This is a genomic window from Curtobacterium sp. AC268 (assembly GCF_979258745.1).
Map to the genome: position 1 here is coordinate 2792266 of NZ_OZ409878.1, position 18842 is coordinate 2811107.

Annotated in this window: 13 protein-coding genes; 6 read left to right on the forward strand and 7 right to left on the reverse strand. The window is 71.1% G+C overall.

Going from position 1 to position 18842, the window contains the following annotated elements; genetic code table 11:
- Positions 1-12: 12 nt before the first annotated feature.
- Complete coding sequence (gene efeB / locus ACZZ9K_RS13310) at positions 13-1341, reverse strand: iron uptake transporter deferrochelatase/peroxidase subunit (protein ID WP_463444282.1); 1329 nt, start codon at positions 1339-1341, stop codon at positions 13-15.
- Positions 1338-2480 (reverse strand): EfeM/EfeO family lipoprotein, encoded by a 1143-nt coding sequence (locus ACZZ9K_RS13315; protein WP_463444283.1) that lies wholly within the window; start codon positions 2478-2480, stop codon positions 1338-1340. Before ACZZ9K_RS13315 ends, efeB begins: the two co-directional genes overlap by 4 nt.
- A 326-nt stretch (positions 2481-2806) precedes the next feature.
- On the opposite strand from ACZZ9K_RS13315, the gene ACZZ9K_RS13320 reads away from it, so the two are divergent.
- Positions 2807-5875 (forward strand): DUF7507 domain-containing protein, encoded by a 3069-nt coding sequence (locus ACZZ9K_RS13320; RefSeq protein WP_463444284.1) that lies wholly within the window; start codon positions 2807-2809, stop codon positions 5873-5875.
- A gap of 78 nt (positions 5876-5953) precedes the next feature.
- On the opposite strand, the gene ACZZ9K_RS13325 is transcribed toward ACZZ9K_RS13320, so the two are convergent.
- On the reverse strand, positions 5954-6751 hold the full coding sequence (locus tag ACZZ9K_RS13325; RefSeq protein ID WP_027464991.1) for an HAD-IIA family hydrolase: 798 nt from the start codon (positions 6749-6751) through the stop codon (positions 5954-5956).
- Between the two features lie 180 nt (positions 6752-6931).
- Here ACZZ9K_RS13325 and ACZZ9K_RS13330 point away from each other — a divergent pair, with 180 nt between their 5' ends.
- The 3 genes from ACZZ9K_RS13330 to ACZZ9K_RS13340 all read left to right on the forward strand — a co-directional run bounded on the left by ACZZ9K_RS13330 (position 6932) and on the right by ACZZ9K_RS13340 (position 11962).
- Positions 6932-10414 carry an SdrD B-like domain-containing protein gene (locus ACZZ9K_RS13330; RefSeq protein WP_463444285.1) on the forward strand — a complete coding sequence of 1161 codons (3483 nt, stop codon included), beginning with the start codon at positions 6932-6934 and terminating at the stop codon, positions 10412-10414.
- Between the two features lie 180 nt (positions 10415-10594).
- Positions 10595-11293 (forward strand): TetR/AcrR family transcriptional regulator, encoded by a 699-nt coding sequence (locus tag ACZZ9K_RS13335; protein ID WP_463444286.1) that lies wholly within the window; start codon positions 10595-10597, stop codon positions 11291-11293.
- Positions 11294-11314: 21 nt separating this feature from the next.
- Positions 11315-11962 (forward strand): TrmH family RNA methyltransferase, encoded by a 648-nt coding sequence (locus ACZZ9K_RS13340; protein ID WP_463444287.1) that lies wholly within the window; start codon positions 11315-11317, stop codon positions 11960-11962.
- Between the two features lie 94 nt (positions 11963-12056).
- Here the strand turns inward: ACZZ9K_RS13340 and ACZZ9K_RS13345 are convergent, their stop codons facing one another.
- On the reverse strand, positions 12057-13046 hold the full coding sequence (locus tag ACZZ9K_RS13345) for a LacI family DNA-binding transcriptional regulator (RefSeq protein WP_463444288.1): 990 nt from the start codon (positions 13044-13046) through the stop codon (positions 12057-12059).
- Between the two features lie 261 nt (positions 13047-13307).
- Here ACZZ9K_RS13345 and ACZZ9K_RS13350 point away from each other — a divergent pair, with 261 nt between their 5' ends.
- Positions 13308-14204, forward strand: coding sequence for an endonuclease domain-containing protein (locus ACZZ9K_RS13350; RefSeq protein ID WP_463444289.1), 897 nt, complete (start codon positions 13308-13310; stop codon positions 14202-14204).
- A 10-nt stretch (positions 14205-14214) separates the two neighbouring features.
- Complete coding sequence (locus ACZZ9K_RS13355; protein WP_463444290.1) at positions 14215-15018, forward strand: NAD-dependent epimerase/dehydratase family protein; 804 nt, start codon at positions 14215-14217, stop codon at positions 15016-15018.
- 89 nt (positions 15019-15107) lie between these two features.
- Here ACZZ9K_RS13355 and ACZZ9K_RS13360 read toward each other — a convergent pair whose 3' ends face one another.
- Genes ACZZ9K_RS13360 through ACZZ9K_RS13370 form a run of 3 tightly spaced genes read right to left on the reverse strand, consistent with a single transcriptional unit; the run spans position 15108 to position 18615 of the window.
- On the reverse strand, positions 15108-17189 hold the full coding sequence (locus ACZZ9K_RS13360; protein ID WP_463444291.1) for a YhgE/Pip family protein: 2082 nt from the start codon (positions 17187-17189) through the stop codon (positions 15108-15110).
- Complete coding sequence (locus ACZZ9K_RS13365) at positions 17186-17956, reverse strand: hypothetical protein (RefSeq protein WP_463444292.1); 771 nt, start codon at positions 17954-17956, stop codon at positions 17186-17188. The genes ACZZ9K_RS13360 and ACZZ9K_RS13365 overlap by 4 nt, the downstream gene beginning before the upstream one ends.
- A complete protein-coding gene (locus ACZZ9K_RS13370; protein WP_463444293.1) occupies positions 17953-18615 on the reverse strand; it encodes a TetR/AcrR family transcriptional regulator in 663 nt (220 codons plus the stop codon). Before ACZZ9K_RS13370 ends, ACZZ9K_RS13365 begins: the two co-directional genes overlap by 4 nt.
- Between the last annotated feature and the right edge of the window lie 227 nt (positions 18616-18842).

Below are 18842 nucleotides of genomic sequence, written 5' to 3' on the forward strand. Positions count from 1 at the left end.
CGGCGGGCCCGGTCAGATGCGTGCGAACAGTCGACGGCCCAGCCAGTCGTCCGCGTGGCGGACCCCGGGCAGGGCGAAGAAGTAGCCGCCACCGACCGGCGACACGTAGTCGACGAGGGGCTCGTCGACCAGGCGCTTCTGCACGGCGACGAACTGCCGTTCCAGGTCGGCCTGGAAACAGGCGAACAACAGGCCCATGTCGAGGTCGCCGTTCGTGTCGGTGCCGTTGTCGTAGTTGTACGGGCGTCGGAGCATCTGCTGCGCACGGGCTTCGGCCGTGCGCGGGTTCGCCAACCGGATGTGCGCGTCCATCTGGATCACGTCACCGGTCGGGTCGTCCTGGTACCGCGGGTCGTCGAACTCGCCGCTGCGGGTGAGCGGGGCACCGGAGTCGCGGTGGCGGCCGATCATGTTCTCCTGCTCGTGCAGCGAGACGCGATCCCAGAACTCGACGAACATCCGGATGGTCCGCACGACGTGGTAGCTGCCCCCGGTGACCCAGTCGGGTTCGCCGTCCTGTCCGCCGCGGGTCCAGACCAGGTCGTCCATCACGCTTCGGACCGCGGTGGAGGGGTTGCCCGTGCCGTCCTTGAACCCGAGCAGGTTGCGCGGGGTGCCGGAGGGGCGCGGCGGCGAGGCGAAACCGTCCTGCCGCCAGCGCACCTGCATGCCGCCGCGGGTGGCCCGGGCGATGTCGCGGACGGCGTGCAGGACGGTGTCGGTGTTGTGCGCGCACACCTGCAGCAGCAGGTCGCCGTCCGAGACCGACCGGTCGAGGTCGTCGTTCGGGAAGTCCTCCATCGTCCGCAACCGCGCCGGGCGCTGCCCCACCAGACCGTACCGGTGGTCGAACAGCGAGGCGCCCACGCTCGCCGTCACGGTGAGCCCGTCGGCCGCGACCTCCGGTCCGAGCACGCCGGAGTCGGCCGGCGGCGCGGTGATCCCGACGTCGGCGGGCGTGCCGCCGCGGGTGAGGAAACGGGCCCGCTCGGTGATCGTCCGGAGCAGGCCGGCCAGGTCCCCGCGGCTGGCCGCGGTCACGTCGAACGCCAGGAACGCCGACTGTCGCTGCGCCGGTGTGGTGATCCCGGCCTGGTGGGCGCCGTGGAACGCGTACGAGGCCGCGTCGGCACCGCCGGTGGTCGCGGCTGCTGCCTGGAGGCCCGTCCCGCCCCCGGCGGTCAGGCTCGCTGCCGCCGCAGCGGCTCCGGCTCCGGCACCGACCGCGCTGGTCAGGAACGCGCGACGGCCGAGCCCGCGGGCTCCCGTGGTCGGCGGCTCCCGGTTGCCCTGCTGGACCCCGGGGGCCCGCGGGCCCTGGTGCTGCGGTCGTTCGGTCACGAGGTCCTCCTCGGGTCGCAGATGGCGGCGACGGGCGCGAGCCGCTCGAGTGCGGCGTCGAGGTCGGCGTCGAGGTGCTCTCGGTCGGTGCGGCCGAGGCCGTCGAGGGTGTCCCAGCTGCCGTCGGTCCGTCGGTGCGATCCGACGTCGGCGCGGAGGGTCGCCAGCGCACGATCGGTGGCTGGCAACCCCGGGTAGCGGGTCCGCAGGATCGGCCGGAGCGGCTCGAGCGCGTGTTCCGTCCCGCTGATGTTCGCGTCGATCGTGGCCAGAGCCGTGTGGCTGCCGCCGTCGGTGGCCCCGGTCACCTCGAAGCGCAGCGCGTTCTCGAGGATCTCGTGCGCGCGCAGGCCGACGTCGAGCGGGTCGACCCGCTGGGTGGGGAACGTCCGGCGCAGGTGCGCGACCGCGGCGACCAGGGCGTCGGCCGGCGCGACGGCACGGCTGCTGGGGCCGCCCGACCACAGCAGTGCCTCGACACGGTGGAACCCGGCCAGGTGCTGGTCGTCGAGCGCGGTCCGTCCGGCTGCGGGGAGGCCGTCGATCGCGGTGTCGTCGTCGCCGAACGCCCCGTAGGCGGCTCCGAGCTGCTCGTACTCGCGGTGACCGACCAGCCAGTCCCGCTGCGCCGCCCGGACGTCGCCTGCACGGACGTCGGCGTCGAGCGCACGCACGTCGTCGAGCAGCGCCGGCAGGCGGCTCTCGATCCAGGTGCCGTAGGACTTCGCAGCGGGGATCAGGTCGTCGCGGGTGACCGGGACGATCCCCGGGGTCTCGTCGCTGACGTGGGCGGCACCGCGCAGGTGGACGACCGGTCCGGTGCTCGGGTTCGCGTCGGCGGGCAGGCAACGGAAGCGGTACTGGCCGCGCGGGAGTCGGACGCCGTAGTCGTGCGTCGCGCCCGCCCCCAGCCCCTCCGCGTCGAGGTAGACCGCGCCGCTCGTCGGGTCGACCAGCTGCACCTCGATCCCGGCGACGGACGTGTTGTGGATCCGGAACGTGTGCGGGCCGGCGAGGGCGCGGTCCGGACTCGCCGGCCACCCCGCACCGCAGGCGTCGGTGCCGGCCTGCACGGAGACCGCCGACGTCTGCGGCGCCGACGAGGGGACCAGGTGCGGTGCGACGATCGCGGTCCCCACAAGCGCTCCGAGCGCGCCGACGACCACTGCCGTTGTGGCACGAACCGACATCGGCACCGATGACCCCATCCTGTGGCGATTTACAGAAAACCCTGATCAGAGCCGTATTGGGCTCCAACCAGGGCAACCTTAGGGTCACCCGCGGGGCAGTTTTCCCGTCGTTCACCGCGGGACGGTTCTGTTCACCCGATCGTCATCAGGATGGGCAGCCTCGGGGCGGGATTGCGTATTGCGATAAGGAATGTAAAATTTTGCATGGACCATCCATCGATCGTCCGCGAGCCCCCGTCCGAGCGCATGCGCGGACGAAGACCTGAAGGAGACCGATGACATCGCCACAGGGCGCTGGAGCCTGGAAGCGTTGGTCGGCGTTGTTGGCCGTCGCTGCGACCATCACGGCCGGACTGTCACTGACCGCCGCCGGCGCGCATGCCGAGGGGCAACTGCCGCGAGCCGGAGCTGTCCCACCGGCTGCGGACGGCGCGAAGTCCGCGAGCGGCTCTGCTCCGAAGGTGATCTTCAGCGAGGGCTTCGAGCAGGGAGTCGGTTCCTCCACGATGCTCCTCACCCAGTACGTGGGGCTGAACGGTGTCAAGTACCGCGCAGACCCCGAGTGGGTCAGCGCGGCGCAGTGCAACGGCATCATCACGAACTTCGTCGCGCCGACCGCGCCGACCTGTCACAGCGACCAGGGGAGTGTGGGCGAACTCGCCTACGTGCTCGGCCAGATCAACGGTGGGGACCCACGCACGAACCACGCCGTCAGTGCTTGGACCTGGGACCGGTCCACCACGCCGGGGAGTGTGCAAGTCGGGTCAGTGCGCGACGTTCCGATCGGCGGCACTGACCGGTTCATCTCCTTCGGAGTCGATGCCGCCGCGTCGGCGTGCAGCGGTTTCGCCCACCCGTCGCTCGTGTTCTCCCTCGTCGACGGCGGGCGAGAGCGTCCCGTCACCGATTCCGCGATCGACCCGTGCACCACTGCGGGGACCAAGGCGTACTCGGTCGGTGGGCACCAGGTCCGCGGGGGGCACTTCGTTGCTGATGCAGCGCTGCTGGTCTCGAACGATGCGGTCGGCTGGACGATGCGGAACCGGCAGGGGAACTACTCGGGGAACGACGGAGCGATCGACGGTGTCACGATGTACGACGCCACACCGCGTCTCGCGAACGCATTCGACGGGACCACTCCGTTCGTCGGCGAGTCCGCACGGTTGACGTTCACCGTGCAGAACACGTCCGAGAACGGTGCGAAGTCGGGCTGGTCCTTCTCGGACACGTTGCCGGACCATCTCGTGCTGTCGGCCGACCCGCGTGCCGAGACCACCTGTGCACAAGCCGACGTCGCGGCGGACGGGGGCTCGTCGACGGTCACGGTCTCGGGTGGGCTCGCCGCTGGGGCAGCTTCCTGCACGGTCACGGTCGACGTGACATCGACGACGGCGGGTACCTACTCGATCGGTGCCGACACGGTGACCGACCACACCGGGATCGACCTTCCCGAGACCGCGAGCATCACGTTCCTGCCCGAGCAGAACGAACTCGTCGTCGAGGACCGTCCCGTCCTCGGCGGAAGCAGCGATGCGGTGGCCGATCTCGGTGAAGGAATCGCGTTCGCACAGCGCGTCACCAATGCAGGGGCGCTCCCCGTGACCGGGCTCGAGGTCGAGGGCACCAACGGTGTCGTCGTCTGCGAGGCTGACGACCTCGCCCCTGGCGCGTCGACGGACTGTGCAACGCCGTCCCGTCGTGTCGTCCAGGCGGACATCGACCGGGGGCACATCGATGACGAGGTCGGTGCTACCGCACGATCGCCCCTCGGCGCAGAGGTCGAAGCCACGGACTCCGCTTCGCAGCCGACCACGGCGTCCGCTCCGGCGATCGGGACCTCGGTCTCTGCGACCCTCGAAGCGACGGACATGCCGGTTCCCGGCCTCCCGGTCGAGCTGCGGTTGTCCGCAACGAACATCGGGAACGTCACGCTGCGCGACGTGGCGGTCACGATGCCGGGTCTGGTGGGCGAGGGGGTCAGCTGCCCGCAGGACGAGCTCGCACCGACGGACAGCGTCGAGTGCACGGTGCCGGACCATGCCCTCACGCAGGCGGACATCGATCGCGGAAGCATCGTGTTCTCCGACCGCGCGGACGGGGTTGCTCCGGATGGTCGGACGGTGAACGCTGAGGACGACGACACGGTCACGCTTCCCCAGGTGCCGAGTGTGTCCACCTCGATCACGGCGAACCTCGCGTCGTCGGAGCACGACGTTCCCGGTGCGGGGGACTCGGTGGAGGTCGCTGTCACGGTGACGAACACCGGCAACACGACGCTCAAGGAGATCGGCGCGGCGATCCAGGACCGACCCGAGCTCGCCGTCACCTGCTCCGCGGAACCGCTCGTGCCCGGGGGATCGACCTCGTGCACGGTGCCGGACCATGCCCTCACGCAGGCGGACATCGATCGCGGAAGCATCGTGTTCTCCGACCGCGCGGTCGGGGTCGCTCCGGATGGTCGGACGGTGAACGCTGAGGACGACGACACGGTCACGCTTCCCCAGGTACCGAGTGTGTCCACCTCGATCACGGCGAACCTCGCGTCGTCGGAGCACGACGTTCCCGCTGCGGGGGACTCGGTGGAGGTCGCTGTCACGGTGACGAACACCGGCAACACGACGCTCAAGGAGATCGGCGCTGCGATCCAGGACCGACCCGAGCTCGCCGTCACCTGCTCCGCGGAACCGCTCGTGCCCGGGGGATCGACCTCGTGCACGGTGCCGGACCATGCCCTCACGCAAGACGACATCGAGCTCGGGGCCGTCGAGTTCATCGAGACCGCGAGCGGCAAGGACCCGAACGGTGAAACCGTGACGGCGGACGACTCCGTCACGGTCGGCCTCGATGCACGATCGGCCTTGTTCCTCGAAGGAGCGTGGACGCCGAGTGACGGCAAACCGGTGCGATCCGGCGACGAGATCGCGTCGACCTACGAGGTGACGAACACGAGCAACCTGGTCGCCCGGTCGATCTCGGTCCAGAGCGTGGAGGCCGGCGTGATCACCTGCCGAGCTGAGGAGCTCGCCCCCGGTGAGCAGACCGCGTGCACAGCGAGCACCCCGCGTCAGGTGACCGACGCCGACGTCACCGTCGGTCACGTCCTGTTCGAAGCGGTCGCGACTGGTTCGGTGGCGCGCGAAGACGGGGCCGTGGGTCCTCGAGGTGCCGTGGAGGTGCGGTCCAACGAGGTCGAGGCCCGGTTCGTCGTCGCACCGTTGCCGGCCGACCTGGCGTACACCGGGGCGGACATCGCAAGGACGGCCGCGATCGCCCTGGGCGTCTTCGGCTCGGGGGCCGTGATGCTCTTGGCGGTCTGGCTGCGCCGTCGCCGTCGAGAGGTCTGAGTGGTCCGAGAGATCGCGGTGTGAGAAGTCACCCGGGCCGTACGATGTGCGGTTCCGGGTGACTTCGTTCGCCCTGCGCTAGAGCTCGACCTCGAAGGGCTCGGTGCGCACGAGCTCGTGCACGCCGGAGATGACCTCGCTCGGGCGGAACGGGTACCGGTCGATCTCCGCCTGGTCGCTGATGCCCGTCATCACGAGCACGGTGTGCAGTCCTGCCTCGATGCCGGCCTGCACGTCGGTGTCCATGCGGTCGCCGATCATGCCGGTGTTCTCGGAGTGCGCCCCGATCCGGTTCATCGCGGAGCGGAACATCATCGGGTTCGGTTTGCCCACCACGTAGGGCTGCTTGCCGGTGGCCTTCTCGATCATCGCGGCGATGGCGCCGGTCGCCGGCAGGACCCCCTCGGCGCTCGGGCCGGTGGCGTCGGGGTTCGTCACGATGAACCGGGCCCCGGCGCGGATCAGGCGGACGGCCTTGGTGATCGCCTCGAACGAGTAGTTGCGGGTCTCGCCGACGACGACGTAGTCGGGGGCGGTCTCGGTCATGATGAACCCGGCCTCGTGCAGGGCGGTCGTCATGCCGGCCTCGCCGATGACGAACGCCGAGCCGCCGGGCATCTGTGACTTGCAGAAGTCCGCGGTCGCGAGCGCGCTCGTCCAGATCCGCTCCTCGGGCACGTGCAGGCCCGAGCCGCGGAGCCGGGCGCTGAGGTCGCGCGGCGTGAAGATCGAGTTGTTCGTCAGCACGAGGAACTCGGTGCCGTCGTCCAGCCACTGCTGGATGAGCTCCGGAGCGCCGGGGAGCGCCTGGTTCTCGTGGACGAGCACGCCGTCCATGTCGGTCAGCCAGCACTCGACGTCGTCTCGGGTCGCCATGGCCCTCACCCTACTGCGCAGGGGTTCGCGCCTGCGGTCTCGAGGCTCGGCAATCACCATCAGTGATATGCGGAACATGAATAATTGTTGTTACATGCAATGTGTGCGTACGCTGCCGGTCGGGGCGGTCCTCGTCCCCCCGATCTGCGGGACATCAGCCTCGCGAGAACAAGGAGACCCATGCGATCTCGAAGTAGAGCGCGCATCGCCGTGTCGACGCTGGCCACCGCTGGCGTCGTCCTCGGTCTTGCCCTGCCGACCGCCCCGGTGACGGCGAGCGAGCCGGAAGGGCCCGACGGCACCGCATCCGCCGCGCCGCAGAGCACGGTCGCCGTCGCGATCGACGTCACGAAGGACGGCAACGGCCCCTTCACCCCGACGGACGGCGCTGGTGGTGACGCGAGCGAGAAGAACGGCATCGTCCGCACGATGGACGCGGTCACGTACCGCGTCTCCCTCAACTCGAACGACGGCAGCAGTACGAACGAACGCTTCACCGTGACCGCCCCCGCCGGCACGTCGTGGGCAGGGGTCCCGACCATCTGCGTCGGCCCCGGCTCTGCGGTCTCGGCGGCCGTGCTGACCTGCAACATCGGCACGCTCGGAGAAGGCCGGACGGTCTCCGTGCCGATCGTCCTCGACGTCTCGGGCGACTTGCAGAACGGCGACACGCTCGCCGTCCCGGTGACCGCGACGGCGGACGAGGCCGAGAACGGCCCGGTGACCGCGGTCGCCGACGCCGTCACGGTGTCCGCAGCCGCGCGCTACAACCTGAGCAAGAACGTCCACGCGTCATCGCTCCGGACCGACGTCACCGGTCCGGACGGAACGACGAAGGGGCTGCAGCTGATCTACCCGATCGCCGTGGACTGGCAGCCGCTCGTGTCCGGACAGGGGCTCCTCGGGTTCGAGAAGAGCGCCGGCCCGATGACGTTCACGGACGACCTCTCCCAGATCCTCGGCGCCGTGCCCTCCGATGCGGTCCTGTGGAACGGCGGCAACCCCGTCTGCGGCCCGAACGAGCCGGGTGACTGGCGGATGGGCGGCCTGCCCGGCGGCAGCGGCGGCGGCGAGCAAGCGGTCACGGACTCCGGTGCGTTCTCCTGCGAGCAGGCGGCCCCCGGCCGGGCTGTCGACGTCACGATCACCGGGACGGTCACCGACCCCGAGCACGTCCCCTCGAGGAGCCTCACGAACGGGCCGATCGCCGGCGGCGCCAAACCCTACTTCGTGAGCGGCTACATCAGCCTCTGGATGCCCAACCCTCCGACCGGGACCTCGGTCGAGTCGGTCAACACCTTCACGCCGCTGCAGACCACGTCCGTCAGCGGAGCGCCGAACTTCCCCGGCGGCACGGAACCGACGGGTGACAACTCCGCCAAGCGCAACGTCCTCGAGTACGCAGACGGCTCCGCGCAGAAGCGGCTCCTCCGGGTCATCGGCGACGGGCAGGCCGTCGAGCGGGGCTCTGCTCGCGACGGTGACCCGTGGGCCACCCCGGGCACGCTGCTCCGGAGCGACGTCAGCGCCTCCAACAGGGGGCTGGCGTCGTTCGAGAACGCGATCCTCTGCGACACCTTCGACCGCGACACGCAGCACGTCACCCGCGTCGGCGGCGGCGGGGTCGCGGCGTTCACCAGCGGCATGACCAGCGCGAAGGTGCAGTACGCCGCGTACGACATGACCTCTCCATCCGCGGGCCAGAAGGCGACCTGCGACGACGAGGACGGCCCCTGGTACGACCAGCCGGAAGACGTCCCCGGCGGCATCGACGCCGTCGGGGCGGTGCGCGCGACCGGTGACGTCCCCGGTGGCAGTGACGGCACGCTCTACAGCTACGTCACCACCGAGGACGCCGCGGACGGCACGCGGGCCTACGACTTCGGTCACGCGTGGTTCGGCGACCGCTCAGAGCGCTGGGCGCACGACGTCTGGTCCGACGCGGACCTCGGTGCCGGTCCCCTGTCCGACAGCGTCATCCTCACCGAGAACCTCGCCCGGATCCAGAAGAAGATCGTCGACCCGGGCCACGACGCGGCCGACACCCCCGACGAGACAACCTTCACCGTCGCCGGCGACACCATCGAATACGCCCTGTACCCGTCGCTCACGAACGGCAAGACCACGGGGAAGGAGACCTCCGTGACGGTGCGTGACGTGCTGCCGAACCACGTGACCTACGTTGCCGGCAGTGCCTCCGAGGTGCCGGAGATCGACACCACGAAGGACGACGACGGCAACGACGTCCAGCGTCTCACCTGGACGTCAGCGGTCCGGCCGAACGAGGCGATCGACCCGATCACGTACACCGCCACGGTCTCGAAGCTCGCCCCGGCGGGTGCGATCACCAACACGACGGACATCGCCTCGCCGACGGACAAGTCGCCGAAGGCCTTCCGCGACGCCCAGCGCGCCGTCCAGGTCGTCGCCACCGGCGGGGTCGGCGTCGAGAAGACCGCCGTCGAACCGGTCGTCGTCTCGGGGGACCACCTGGAGTGGGACCTCGGGTACACGAACATCGACGCCACCCCGATCGACGGCCTGGACGTCATCGACGTCCTTCCGTACCGGGGGGACACCCGCAACTCCACCTTCCACGGCACGGTCGGACTCGCCGAGCCCATCGCGGTCGCCGAGGCAGCCGGTGAGCGCGTCCGCTACACGAGCCGCGACCCGCGCGACGTCGTGCTCGACGCCGCTGACCCGTCGAACCAGGGCGGTGGCGCCACCACCTGGTGCTCGGCGTCGGCGTTCGGCACCGGGGGGTGCCCGGCCGGGCTCGCGGACGTCACGGCTGCGCGCATCCTGCGGACGGCCCCCGTGGGCGTGGGTGAGACCGTGACGCACCGGGTCGTGGTCGCGACGGCGGGCCAGCGCGACGGTGACGCGTACACGAACCGGTTCGGCCTCCGCGCCTCGAACCTCGCGCTGCCGGTCCAGTCCAACCCGGCGACGGTCACGGTCGTCGCCGGTTCGATCGGCGACTTCGTGTGGTCCGACGAGAACGGCGACGGTCTGCAGGACGACGACGAAGCCGGCATCGCGGACGTCTCGGTCCGCCTCACCGGCTCGGACGACCGCGGCGACGCCGTGCGCCGGACGACCACCACGGACGGCGACGGCGAGTACGCCTTCGACGACCTGCGCCCCGGCTCCTACACCGTGCACTGGACGGCACCGGACGGTCGGGAGTTCACGAAGGAGCTCGTCGGCGACGACCGCGCGATCGACTCCGACGCCGACACTTCCGGTGCGACCGCCCCCGTCGAACTCGCCGCGATCCGTTCCGACGAGGGCCAGCTCGAGCACATCGAACAGGACCGCACCGTCGACGCGGGGCTCCTGCCCGCAGCGGAGACACCGACCGGACCGCCGGTGACGCCCGGTGGGCCGGAAGCGCCCGGCACGCCCGGACATCCCGGGAACGCCGGGAACGCCGGGAACGCCGGGAACGCCGGGTCTTCGGGAACACCCGGCACCCGCGACGACGCGGAGGCGTCGTCGGGTGCCGGCGACGGATCCCGCGACCCGGCACGCGGCGGACTGGCGTTCACCGGAGCCGACGGACTCGGACTGACGGCGGTGACGGCGGCGCTGCTCCTGGCCCTGGGCGGCCTCATCGTGGCGCGCAGGCGTCGCACCCGCAGATCGAGCCAGCGCTGAGCAGCGGGGCCGCGGCGAGCAGTCGTCGCGGCCCCACTGACGGTCCGCTCAGAAAGGGCCGGGAGGCCCGGAGCGGCTCTTGCGCGCTGCTGCCAGACCCGAGATGGTCGAGACACCGAACTGCGGTCGGCTTTTGCCCTACGCTTTTCGGGACACGTACCGAATCAAGGAGGCCCCCTCGTGCTCGTCGAACCCGGAACCCCGTCCACCGCGCCCCGACCCACCCCGGTGTCGGAGACGGAGCTCGAGGTGACGCCGCGACGACGCCGGGGCCGCCCCAACGTGCTGTCCCGCGAGCAGGTGATCGACGCAGCCACGACCATCGCGAACGAGGACGGCCTCGACCGCCTCTCCTTCCGGGCACTGGGCGTGCGGCTCGGCGTCGCCCCGATGACCGTGCACCGGACCATCGGCGGGCTGGACGACCTGCACGCCGAACTGGTCCGCCGCACCGTCGACGAGTTCACCGCGACCTTCGTCTGGCCGGACGAGTGGCACGCCGTCGTCCGCACCTTCGCCACGACGTTCCGCGACCTGATGCGCACCCACCCGCTCGTGCTCGAGTCGCACAGCCAGCGTGCCCCGCTCGCCTCGACCGAGTCCGACGCCGTCGTCGCGAAGGTCGTCGGCGCCCTGCAGGACGCCGGACTGCCGCCAGCCGAGGCGATGTACACCTTCTTCGTCGTCTACGACTTCGTGGTCGGGCACGCCGGGGTGCAGGTCGGGCGCGGGGACTCCGAGGCCGGACGCCCCGAGCGGCACCGGCTGGTGGGCGAGATCCTCGGCGAGCACTCCTACGACGACCGGTTCGCGCTCGGCCTCGACATCCTGATCGCCGGCATCGAGTCGCGCATCGACCACCCGGCCCACACCGCCTGACCTCGGCCGTACGCTGGTCGGGTGACCACTGCGCCCGAACCGTCGCACGAGCTGACGACCAACGGGGTGGGGCCGCACCCGGAACCCTGGCCCGACGACCCGCGGCTCGACCCCGAGCTGCTGGCCGCGGGGGACTCCCGGAACGTGCTCGACCGCTACCGGTACTGGTCGATGGACGCGATCGTCGCCGAGCTCGACACCCGACGGCACGCGTTCGACGTGGCGATCGAGAACTGGCAGCACGACCTGAACATCGGGTCGATCGTGCGGAGCGCCAACGCGTTCCTGGCCGGCACCGTGCACATCATCGGACGACGCCGGTGGAACAAGCGCGGGGCGATGGTCACCGACCGGTACCAGCACGTCCGCTACCACCCCGACGTCGAGGCGTTCCTCGCCGCGATGGCCGAGGAACAGCGTCCCGTCGTCGCCATCGACAACACCCCCGGTGCCGAGCGCATCGAGACCGCGACGATCCCGGAGCGCTGCGTGTTCCTGTTCGGGCAGGAGGGCCCCGGGCTCACCGAGCAGGCGGTCGCCGGTGCCGACGGACACCTCGAGATCACGCAGTTCGGGTCGACGCGGAGCATCAACGCCTCGGCCGCCGCGGCGATCGTCATGCACAGCTGGGTCGTCCAGCACGCGGAGTTGCCCGGCGCGACTTCGTGAGCAGAAAAGGTCGGGTACGGGCCCTGAACCCGACCATTTCTGCTCACGAAGCGGGCGGGGCGGAGGCAGGACGGGCCTCCCGGCCGGGGTACCGTCAGCGCGCGGCGGTGGTGCGGCGCGCGACCAGGCGGGGTTCGACGAGCACTTCCGTGGCGGCGATCCTCGGATCGGCGATCCGGGCCAGCAGGCGCTCGCCGGCGCCTCGGCCGATCTCGACGCTGCGGTCGTCGATGCTCGTCAGGCCGACGTAGCGCATCGCGGCCACCGGGGTGTCGTCGTACCCGATGACGGAGACGTCCTCGGGGACGCGCAACCCGCGTTCGGCGAGCTCCGACAGGGCGCCGAGGGCCATCACGTCGTTCGCGGCGAAGACCGCGGTGACGTCCGGGTGCTCGTCGAGGAGCATGCCGAGGGCGCGGGAACCGGCCTCTTCAGTGGGTTCTCCCGGCAGCACCGTCGTGACGACGGATGCGCGTGCCGCCGCGGCCTCCGCGAACCCTGCCTGGCGTTCGGCAGAGGCCGCCGAGCTCGCACCGACGAACCCGAGTCGGGTGTGGCCGAGATCGAGCAGGTGCTGCGCCGCGATGCCGCCACCGGCATGGTCGTCGTTGGCCACGGTGTCGGCACGGGGGATCGCGACGCGGCCGCCGGCGATCACGAGCGGCATCGACGCGGGGATCGCGAGGTCCGTGGTGGGCTCGCCCGCGATCACGATGCCCTCGACGCGCATCGAGAGGAAGCCCTCCACCGGAGAGGCATCGAGCCCCGTGTTGAGGAACCGGTCGGCGACCACGAGCCGGTGTCCCTGGTCCTGCAGGCTCTCGCGCAGGCCGGTGAGCAGGTCCACGAACCACTGGTTGCGGAAGTCGTCGAGGACCACACCGATGGTGCGGCTGCGCGTGCCGGCGAGGGACACCGCTGCGGTGGAGGGACGGTAGTCGAGCTCCTGGATGGCCTTGAGCACGGCGGCCCGGCGCTGGTCACTGACCCGGGGGGAGCGCTGCAGCACGAGGGAGACGAGGGACTTCGAGACCCCGGCGCGTGCGGCGACGTCGTAGATGGTCGCGGGCTTGCCGTCTCCCATGATGCGCTTCGACCTCCGTTGGCTCGTGGGTCGATCGTAGCGGTTGACGTGACATGGGCCGGGCGGGGTCGTGTCGGGGCGGCGTCGGGGTGGCGGTTTCGCTTCGTGAGCAGAAATGGTCGGGTGCGGGGCGGCGACCCGACCATGTCTGCTCACGATCTGCGCGTGACTGGTCCTCCACACGGGAGGCCCGGGGTGCGTTGTGCACAGAAGTCGCGTTCGGCGCGCGGGCAGTGGGCGCGGGGCGCGAACGTGGTGGTCATGCGAGCACGACCACTTCCGACACCGCTGCGCGGGCGCGCGTTCGACGTCGGTGCCGCCGACCGCGCGGGCGTCTCCCGACAACGACTCCGACGGCGTGACCTGATCCGGCCGACCCGGTCGATCCGATGGGCACGTGACCGTCCGCCCGACCCGGTCCACCGGATCCGGGCGTTCCGGCCGGTCCTGGTCCCCGGGCAGTTCATCAGTCACGTCTCGGCGGCGGTCCTCTGGCAGCTGCCGGTCCCGTTCGCTGACGACGGACCGGTGCACGTCACGAGTCCCGTGCCGATCGCACAACCGCGACGTCGCGGGGTCGTCGGGCACCGCATCACACCGGACCGTGCCCGGGTGACGGAACGGTGGGGGATGCCGACGAGCACGCCCGCGGCGCTGTGGGTGGACTGCGGTGCCGTGCTCTCGGTCGACCAGCTCGTCGTACTCGGGGACGCCATCGTCACGGAACGACGGTGCGCAACGACGATCGACGACCTCGCTGCCGCCGTCGCCCTGGCTGGCGCGCGATCGGGTGTCCGACGACTGCGAGCGGCGCTCGAGCTCGTGCGGGTGGGGGCCGGGTCGCCGCAGGAGACCAGAGCACGGCTGGCGATCGTCCGCGCGGGGCTGCCCGAGCCCGACCTGCAGGTCGACGTGCTCGACGAAGACGGTCGGTTCGTCGGCCGCGTCGACCTGGCCTACCCGGAGCAACGCATCGTCATCGAGTACGAGGGCGACCACCACCGGACCGACGCCGAGCAGTGGGGCCGTGACCTCCGCCGCTACCGCGAGATGGAACGTCTCGGCTGGGCGGTCGTCCGGTGGGCGAAGTCCGACCTCGACACCACGGCGTTCGGCGCGATCGCACACCTGAGGTCGCTGCTCGCGCGCCGGGGGTAGCGTCCGCGGCATGGCGACGCTGCTCATCACCGGAGCCGCGGGTCGCATCGGGAGCGCCCTGCGTCCTCGACTGCGGTCCGCGGGACACGACCTCGTGCTGCTCGACGAACAGCGACCCCACGATCCGATCGTCGCCGGGGAACGGTTCGTGCCCGGTTCGGTGAACGACCCGGCGGCGGTGGACGATGCGCTCGCCGGGGTCGACACCGTGGTGCACCTGGCGGGCATCCCGACCGAGGCCGCCTGGGACGACCTGATCGCGGCGAACCTGACCGGCACGAAGAACGTGCTGGAACGGGCGGCCGCCGCCGGGGTGCTCCGGGTGGTGCAGGCCAGCTCGATCCACGCGGTGGGGCTGGTGCCCGAACCCCTCGACCAGCCGGAGAGCGTGCCCGGCGACCGGCTGCCCCGTCCGGACACGTACTACGGCGTGACGAAGGCGGCGATGGAACTGCTCGGCAGCCTGTTCGCCGATCGGTACGAGATGTCGATCGTGTCCGCGCGGATCGGCGCGTTCGGTGCGTTGCCGCCGACGACCCGGGGGCTGCTCATGTGGACCTCGCCCGACGACCTGACGCGCCTGGTGCTCGCGACCGTGGCGCTCCGCGACCCCGGGCACCACGTGGTCTGGGCCCTGTCGCGGAACACCGGGTCGCCGGCTGACCTGTCCGCCGGGGAGCGCATCGGGTTCCACCCCCTCGACGACGCCTCCGCTGTGCTCGATGCAGACGCCCGTGCTGCCCTGCCGACCGATGACCTGCGCACCCTCGGCGGCGGGATGGTGCACCAGCCGCTCGGCGAACGTACTTCGTGAGCAGAAGAGGTCGGGTGACCTGACGTCACCCGACCTCTTCTGCTCACGAAGCGTGCCGCGCCCCGCGCGACGGCGCCCGGCGCGCCGCGCTACCCGATCAGGCTCGGGCGCAGGTCGCGCAGCGTGCGGGAACGGGTCTGTCGCGCGGTGACCACGAAGGACACCAGGAGCGCCCCGAGCAGCCAGCACAGCAGCACGCCGGCGTCGGACCACGCGGCGCCGAGGTTCCCGCCGTACATCGTCTGCCGGATCGCGTCGACCGAGTACGTCATCGGCAGCGCGAAGTGCAGCGCCGCCAACGGCCCCGGCAGCGTCTGCCACGGGAACGTCCCGCCGGCGGTGACGAGCTGCACGAGCATGAGCACCAGGCCGAGGAACTGCCCCACCGATCCGAGCAGCACGTTGAGCGCCATGATGATCGCCGCGAAGGTCGCCGAGGCCAGCACCATGATCCCGATCGTGCCGCCGACGTGCACGACGTTCAGGTCGAGGGCGAAACGCACGATGAAGAACAGCGCCACCATCTGCACCAGGCCGAGGAGCGCCGGGGTCAGCCAGCCGCCGAACACCACCGCGAGGGGCTTCCGCACCGCCGTGATCGCACGCTTGGAGATCGGCTTGAGGATGAGGAACAGCGCGTACATGCCGATCCAGGCCGCGAGCGAGATGAAGAACGGCGCGAGACCGGCACCGTAGTTCGACGCGGCGGCGACGTTGTCGTCCCCGACCTTGACCGGGTCGGAGATGACCGAGGCCTGCGACTCACGCTCCGAGGCGTTCGACGCCGGGATCTTCGTGCGGCCCTCGTCGAGCGACGACGCGAGCTTCGACGACCCGGTCGTGAGCTTGTCGAGCCCTGACGCGAGTGATGACGCGCCCTGGTCGGCGGTCTTCGCACCGGTCGCGAGCTGCGACGCCCCGGACGACAGCGTCGGAGCGGCCGAAGCCAGCTTCGACGTGCCGTCCGCCACCTGGGCGGCCCCCGATGCGAGGGTGGATGCCCCTGTCGCCGCCGAGGAGATGCCGGACGCGAGCGTCGGCGCCGCGGAGGCGAGCGACGACGTGCCGGCCGCAACCTGTGCGGAGCCGTCACGGAGCTTGTCCACCGAGGACTTCGTCGTTTCGTAGGTGCTCTTCGCAGAGGCGCCGGCGGTGTTGACCCGGGTGACGGCGTCGGTGACGGTCGCCTGCAGGGCAGCCTGCTGTTCCTCGGTGAGCTCGACACCCTCGGGCAGGTTGTCGGTGATGCCCGAGATCACGGTCTGGGCGTCGAGGGGTCGGAGCGAATCGACGTCGGCGCTGTACGAGTCGACCGTGTCGGCGAGCTGCTTGTTGCCGGCCGCGACCCGCTGCGCCCCACTGTTCAACTGCTGCGTCTGCGACGGCAGCGCCGCCGTCTGCTGCTGCGCGCTGGCCAGCCCGGACGCCAGGGTCGACGCCCCCGACGCCACCTGCTGTGCGCCGCTGTTCAGCTGCTGGGTCTGCGACGGCAGGTCGGCCGTGCCGGACGCGAGCTCCGCCGCGCCGGACGACAGCTTGCCGGTGCCGTCGGCGAGCTGGTGCGCGCCCGAGTCCGCCTTGGCGGTTCCGGACGCGAGTTCATCGGCCCCGTCGACGGCGTCGCCGAGGCTGTCCCGCACGTCGGCGAGTCCGACGAGCAGGGTCTTCGCCGCCTGCTTGCCGACGCGCTCGGCGACGGCGGTGCGCATGGTCTTGCCCGCCTGCTCGGCGATGGTCGACGCCAGGTACGAGTTCGTGTCGGCCGTCGTCATGACGAGTTTCGCCTGCGTCGGGTCGTCGGACTGCGCGGACACCAGGTGCTCGGAGAAGTCGTGCGGGATGGTGACGACGAAGTCGTAGGTGCCGTTGCGGACGCCGGAACGGGCATCGGTGGCGCTCGTCTTCGTCCACTTGAAGTCGGCGCCGTCGATGGCCTCCTTCGTGACGTCCTTGCCGTAGTCGACGTGCTCGCCGTCCAGCGTGGCGCCGGCGTCGAGGTTCACGATCGCGGCGGGGATCTGGTCGAGCTTCGCGTAGGGGTCGCGGTTCGCCCACAGGTAGGCGCCGCCGTACAGCAGCGGCACGATCATCAGCGCGATGAACGCCAGGCGTGCGAGCGGGGTCGCGGTGAGCCGCGCGAGTTCTGCGCGGACGAGCGAGGTGGTGGTCACTTCTGTGCCTCCGTCGGGACGGTTGCGGATGCTTCGGTGACGGAAGGAGCGGCCGGGAGGCCCGGCTCGGTTCCGTCGGTTCGGGCCACGTCCTCGGGGTCCTCGGTCTGGGGCGTCACGAGCGTCGCGACGTCGTCGTGCGTCTCGGCGTCGTCGTGCGTGTCGATCGTGTCGAGCAGGTGCTCGACGGTCGTGGCGGCGGCCTTCGAGGTCACGAGGACCACGGTCACGCCCCGTCGTGCGACGTCGCGGACCACCTGGAACCAGTCCTCGACGGCGCCGCCGTGCCGCTCGGGCGAGGTGATCACGATGCCGGTCACACCGTCGCGGAGCAGGGCGAGTTCGACGAGCAGTCGGATGCGCACGGCGGTCGGCACCCGCTGCACGGCGGTGTCGACGTAGTCCCGCAGTCCGAGCTCGTCGAGCACGGTGTCGACGTGCTCGCGGTTCGGGCGCTGTGCGGCGAACGCGAGCTCCTCGCGCACGATCTGCTTCAGGGTCATGACGGGGAAGGGCTCGGCGACACCGGGGGTGTCGACCAGGGCGAACGCGCGCCGGACGGCTGCCGGGTCCTCGTGGCCGTCGAGCAGCAGGCGGCCGGTGTCGGGCTGCATGCGGCCACCGGCGACGAGTGACGCGAGGACGGGTGCCTGCTCGGTCTCGACGGCGAGGACCCCCGGGCGTCCGGGGGCAGCGACGGCGGAGACGACGGGCAGGGGCGCGCCGGGCTCCTCGCCGATGCCGACGTGGTCGAGTTCGAGCGTCATGCGTGGTCCTTCGGGGCAGAGGCGGGAGCGGGAGCGGGAGCAGCGGGTTCGGAGAGCAGTGCGGTGCGCCAGTCGATGCCGGCCATGCCCAGCGCCGACACCACCACCATGCGCCGTCCGTCCTCGTCGCTCGTGCCGGAACGGGTGGCCTCGTCGAGGACGGCGATGCACGCACCCTCGACCAGACGGCCGAGGGTCTCGGGGTCGACGTCGTCGCGCATGGCGCCGTCGGCGATCCCGAGCGCGCACGCCTGACGCACCTGCGAGCGCAACGGTGCGAACACCTCGGCGACGGGTTCGGCGAAGGGGCTGCGCACGGCGACCCTGGCCATCGAGCGGACGTGCGACACCTCGCTCCAGAGCGTCACGGCGATGGCGGCGAGGCGTGCGGCCGGCGGGAGCTCCTGCAGGTCCGAGGTGGTGGGCATGGCGGCGGCGATCCGGGCGGCGCCGGCGGTCACGACCTCGCGCACCAGGTCGTCGCGCGAGGGGAAGTGTCCGTACACCGCACGACGCGAGAGGCCGGCGGAGGCGGCGATCGTCTCGATCGAGGCATCCGGGTCGTGCTGCAGGCAGGTCTTCGCCGCGTCGAGGAGGGCTGCCCGGTTCTCCGTGGCGTCGCGGCGGGGCGCGCGGGAGGGCTGCTCGGTGGTGGTCACGCACCCCATCGTAATAACGTGCACATAGGTGTGCAACTTAACAGGTTCCGTCCCCCGGACGAGGGGAGTCCCCCAAAGAGCGGACTGTCCTGCCTGAGAACGAACGCATAGCTTCACAGGAATCTCATGCGAACCACGGACTGAGCCTGGAGTGCCCTCTTTGAACCGTGCAACACCGATTCCCGACCCGAACCCAACACCCCATCGCTTCACCCGCGTCCTGACCG

Coding starts and splice junctions, on each gene's coding strand:
- ACZZ9K_RS13320 (WP_463444284.1), top strand. CDS start 2,807: ATGACATCGCCACAGGGCGCTGGAGCCTGGAAGCGTTGGTCGGCGTTG.
- ACZZ9K_RS13325 (WP_027464991.1), bottom strand. CDS start 6,751: ATGGCGACCCGAGACGACGTCGAGTGCTGGCTGACCGACATGGACGGC.
- ACZZ9K_RS13330 (WP_463444285.1), top strand. CDS start 6,932: ATGCGATCTCGAAGTAGAGCGCGCATCGCCGTGTCGACGCTGGCCACC.
- ACZZ9K_RS13345 (WP_463444288.1), bottom strand. CDS start 13,046: ATGGGAGACGGCAAGCCCGCGACCATCTACGACGTCGCCGCACGCGCC.
- ACZZ9K_RS13350 (WP_463444289.1), top strand. CDS start 13,308: ATGCGAGCACGACCACTTCCGACACCGCTGCGCGGGCGCGCGTTCGAC.
- ACZZ9K_RS13355 (WP_463444290.1), top strand. CDS start 14,215: ATGGCGACGCTGCTCATCACCGGAGCCGCGGGTCGCATCGGGAGCGCC.
- ACZZ9K_RS13365 (WP_463444292.1), bottom strand. CDS start 17,956: ATGACGCTCGAACTCGACCACGTCGGCATCGGCGAGGAGCCCGGCGCG.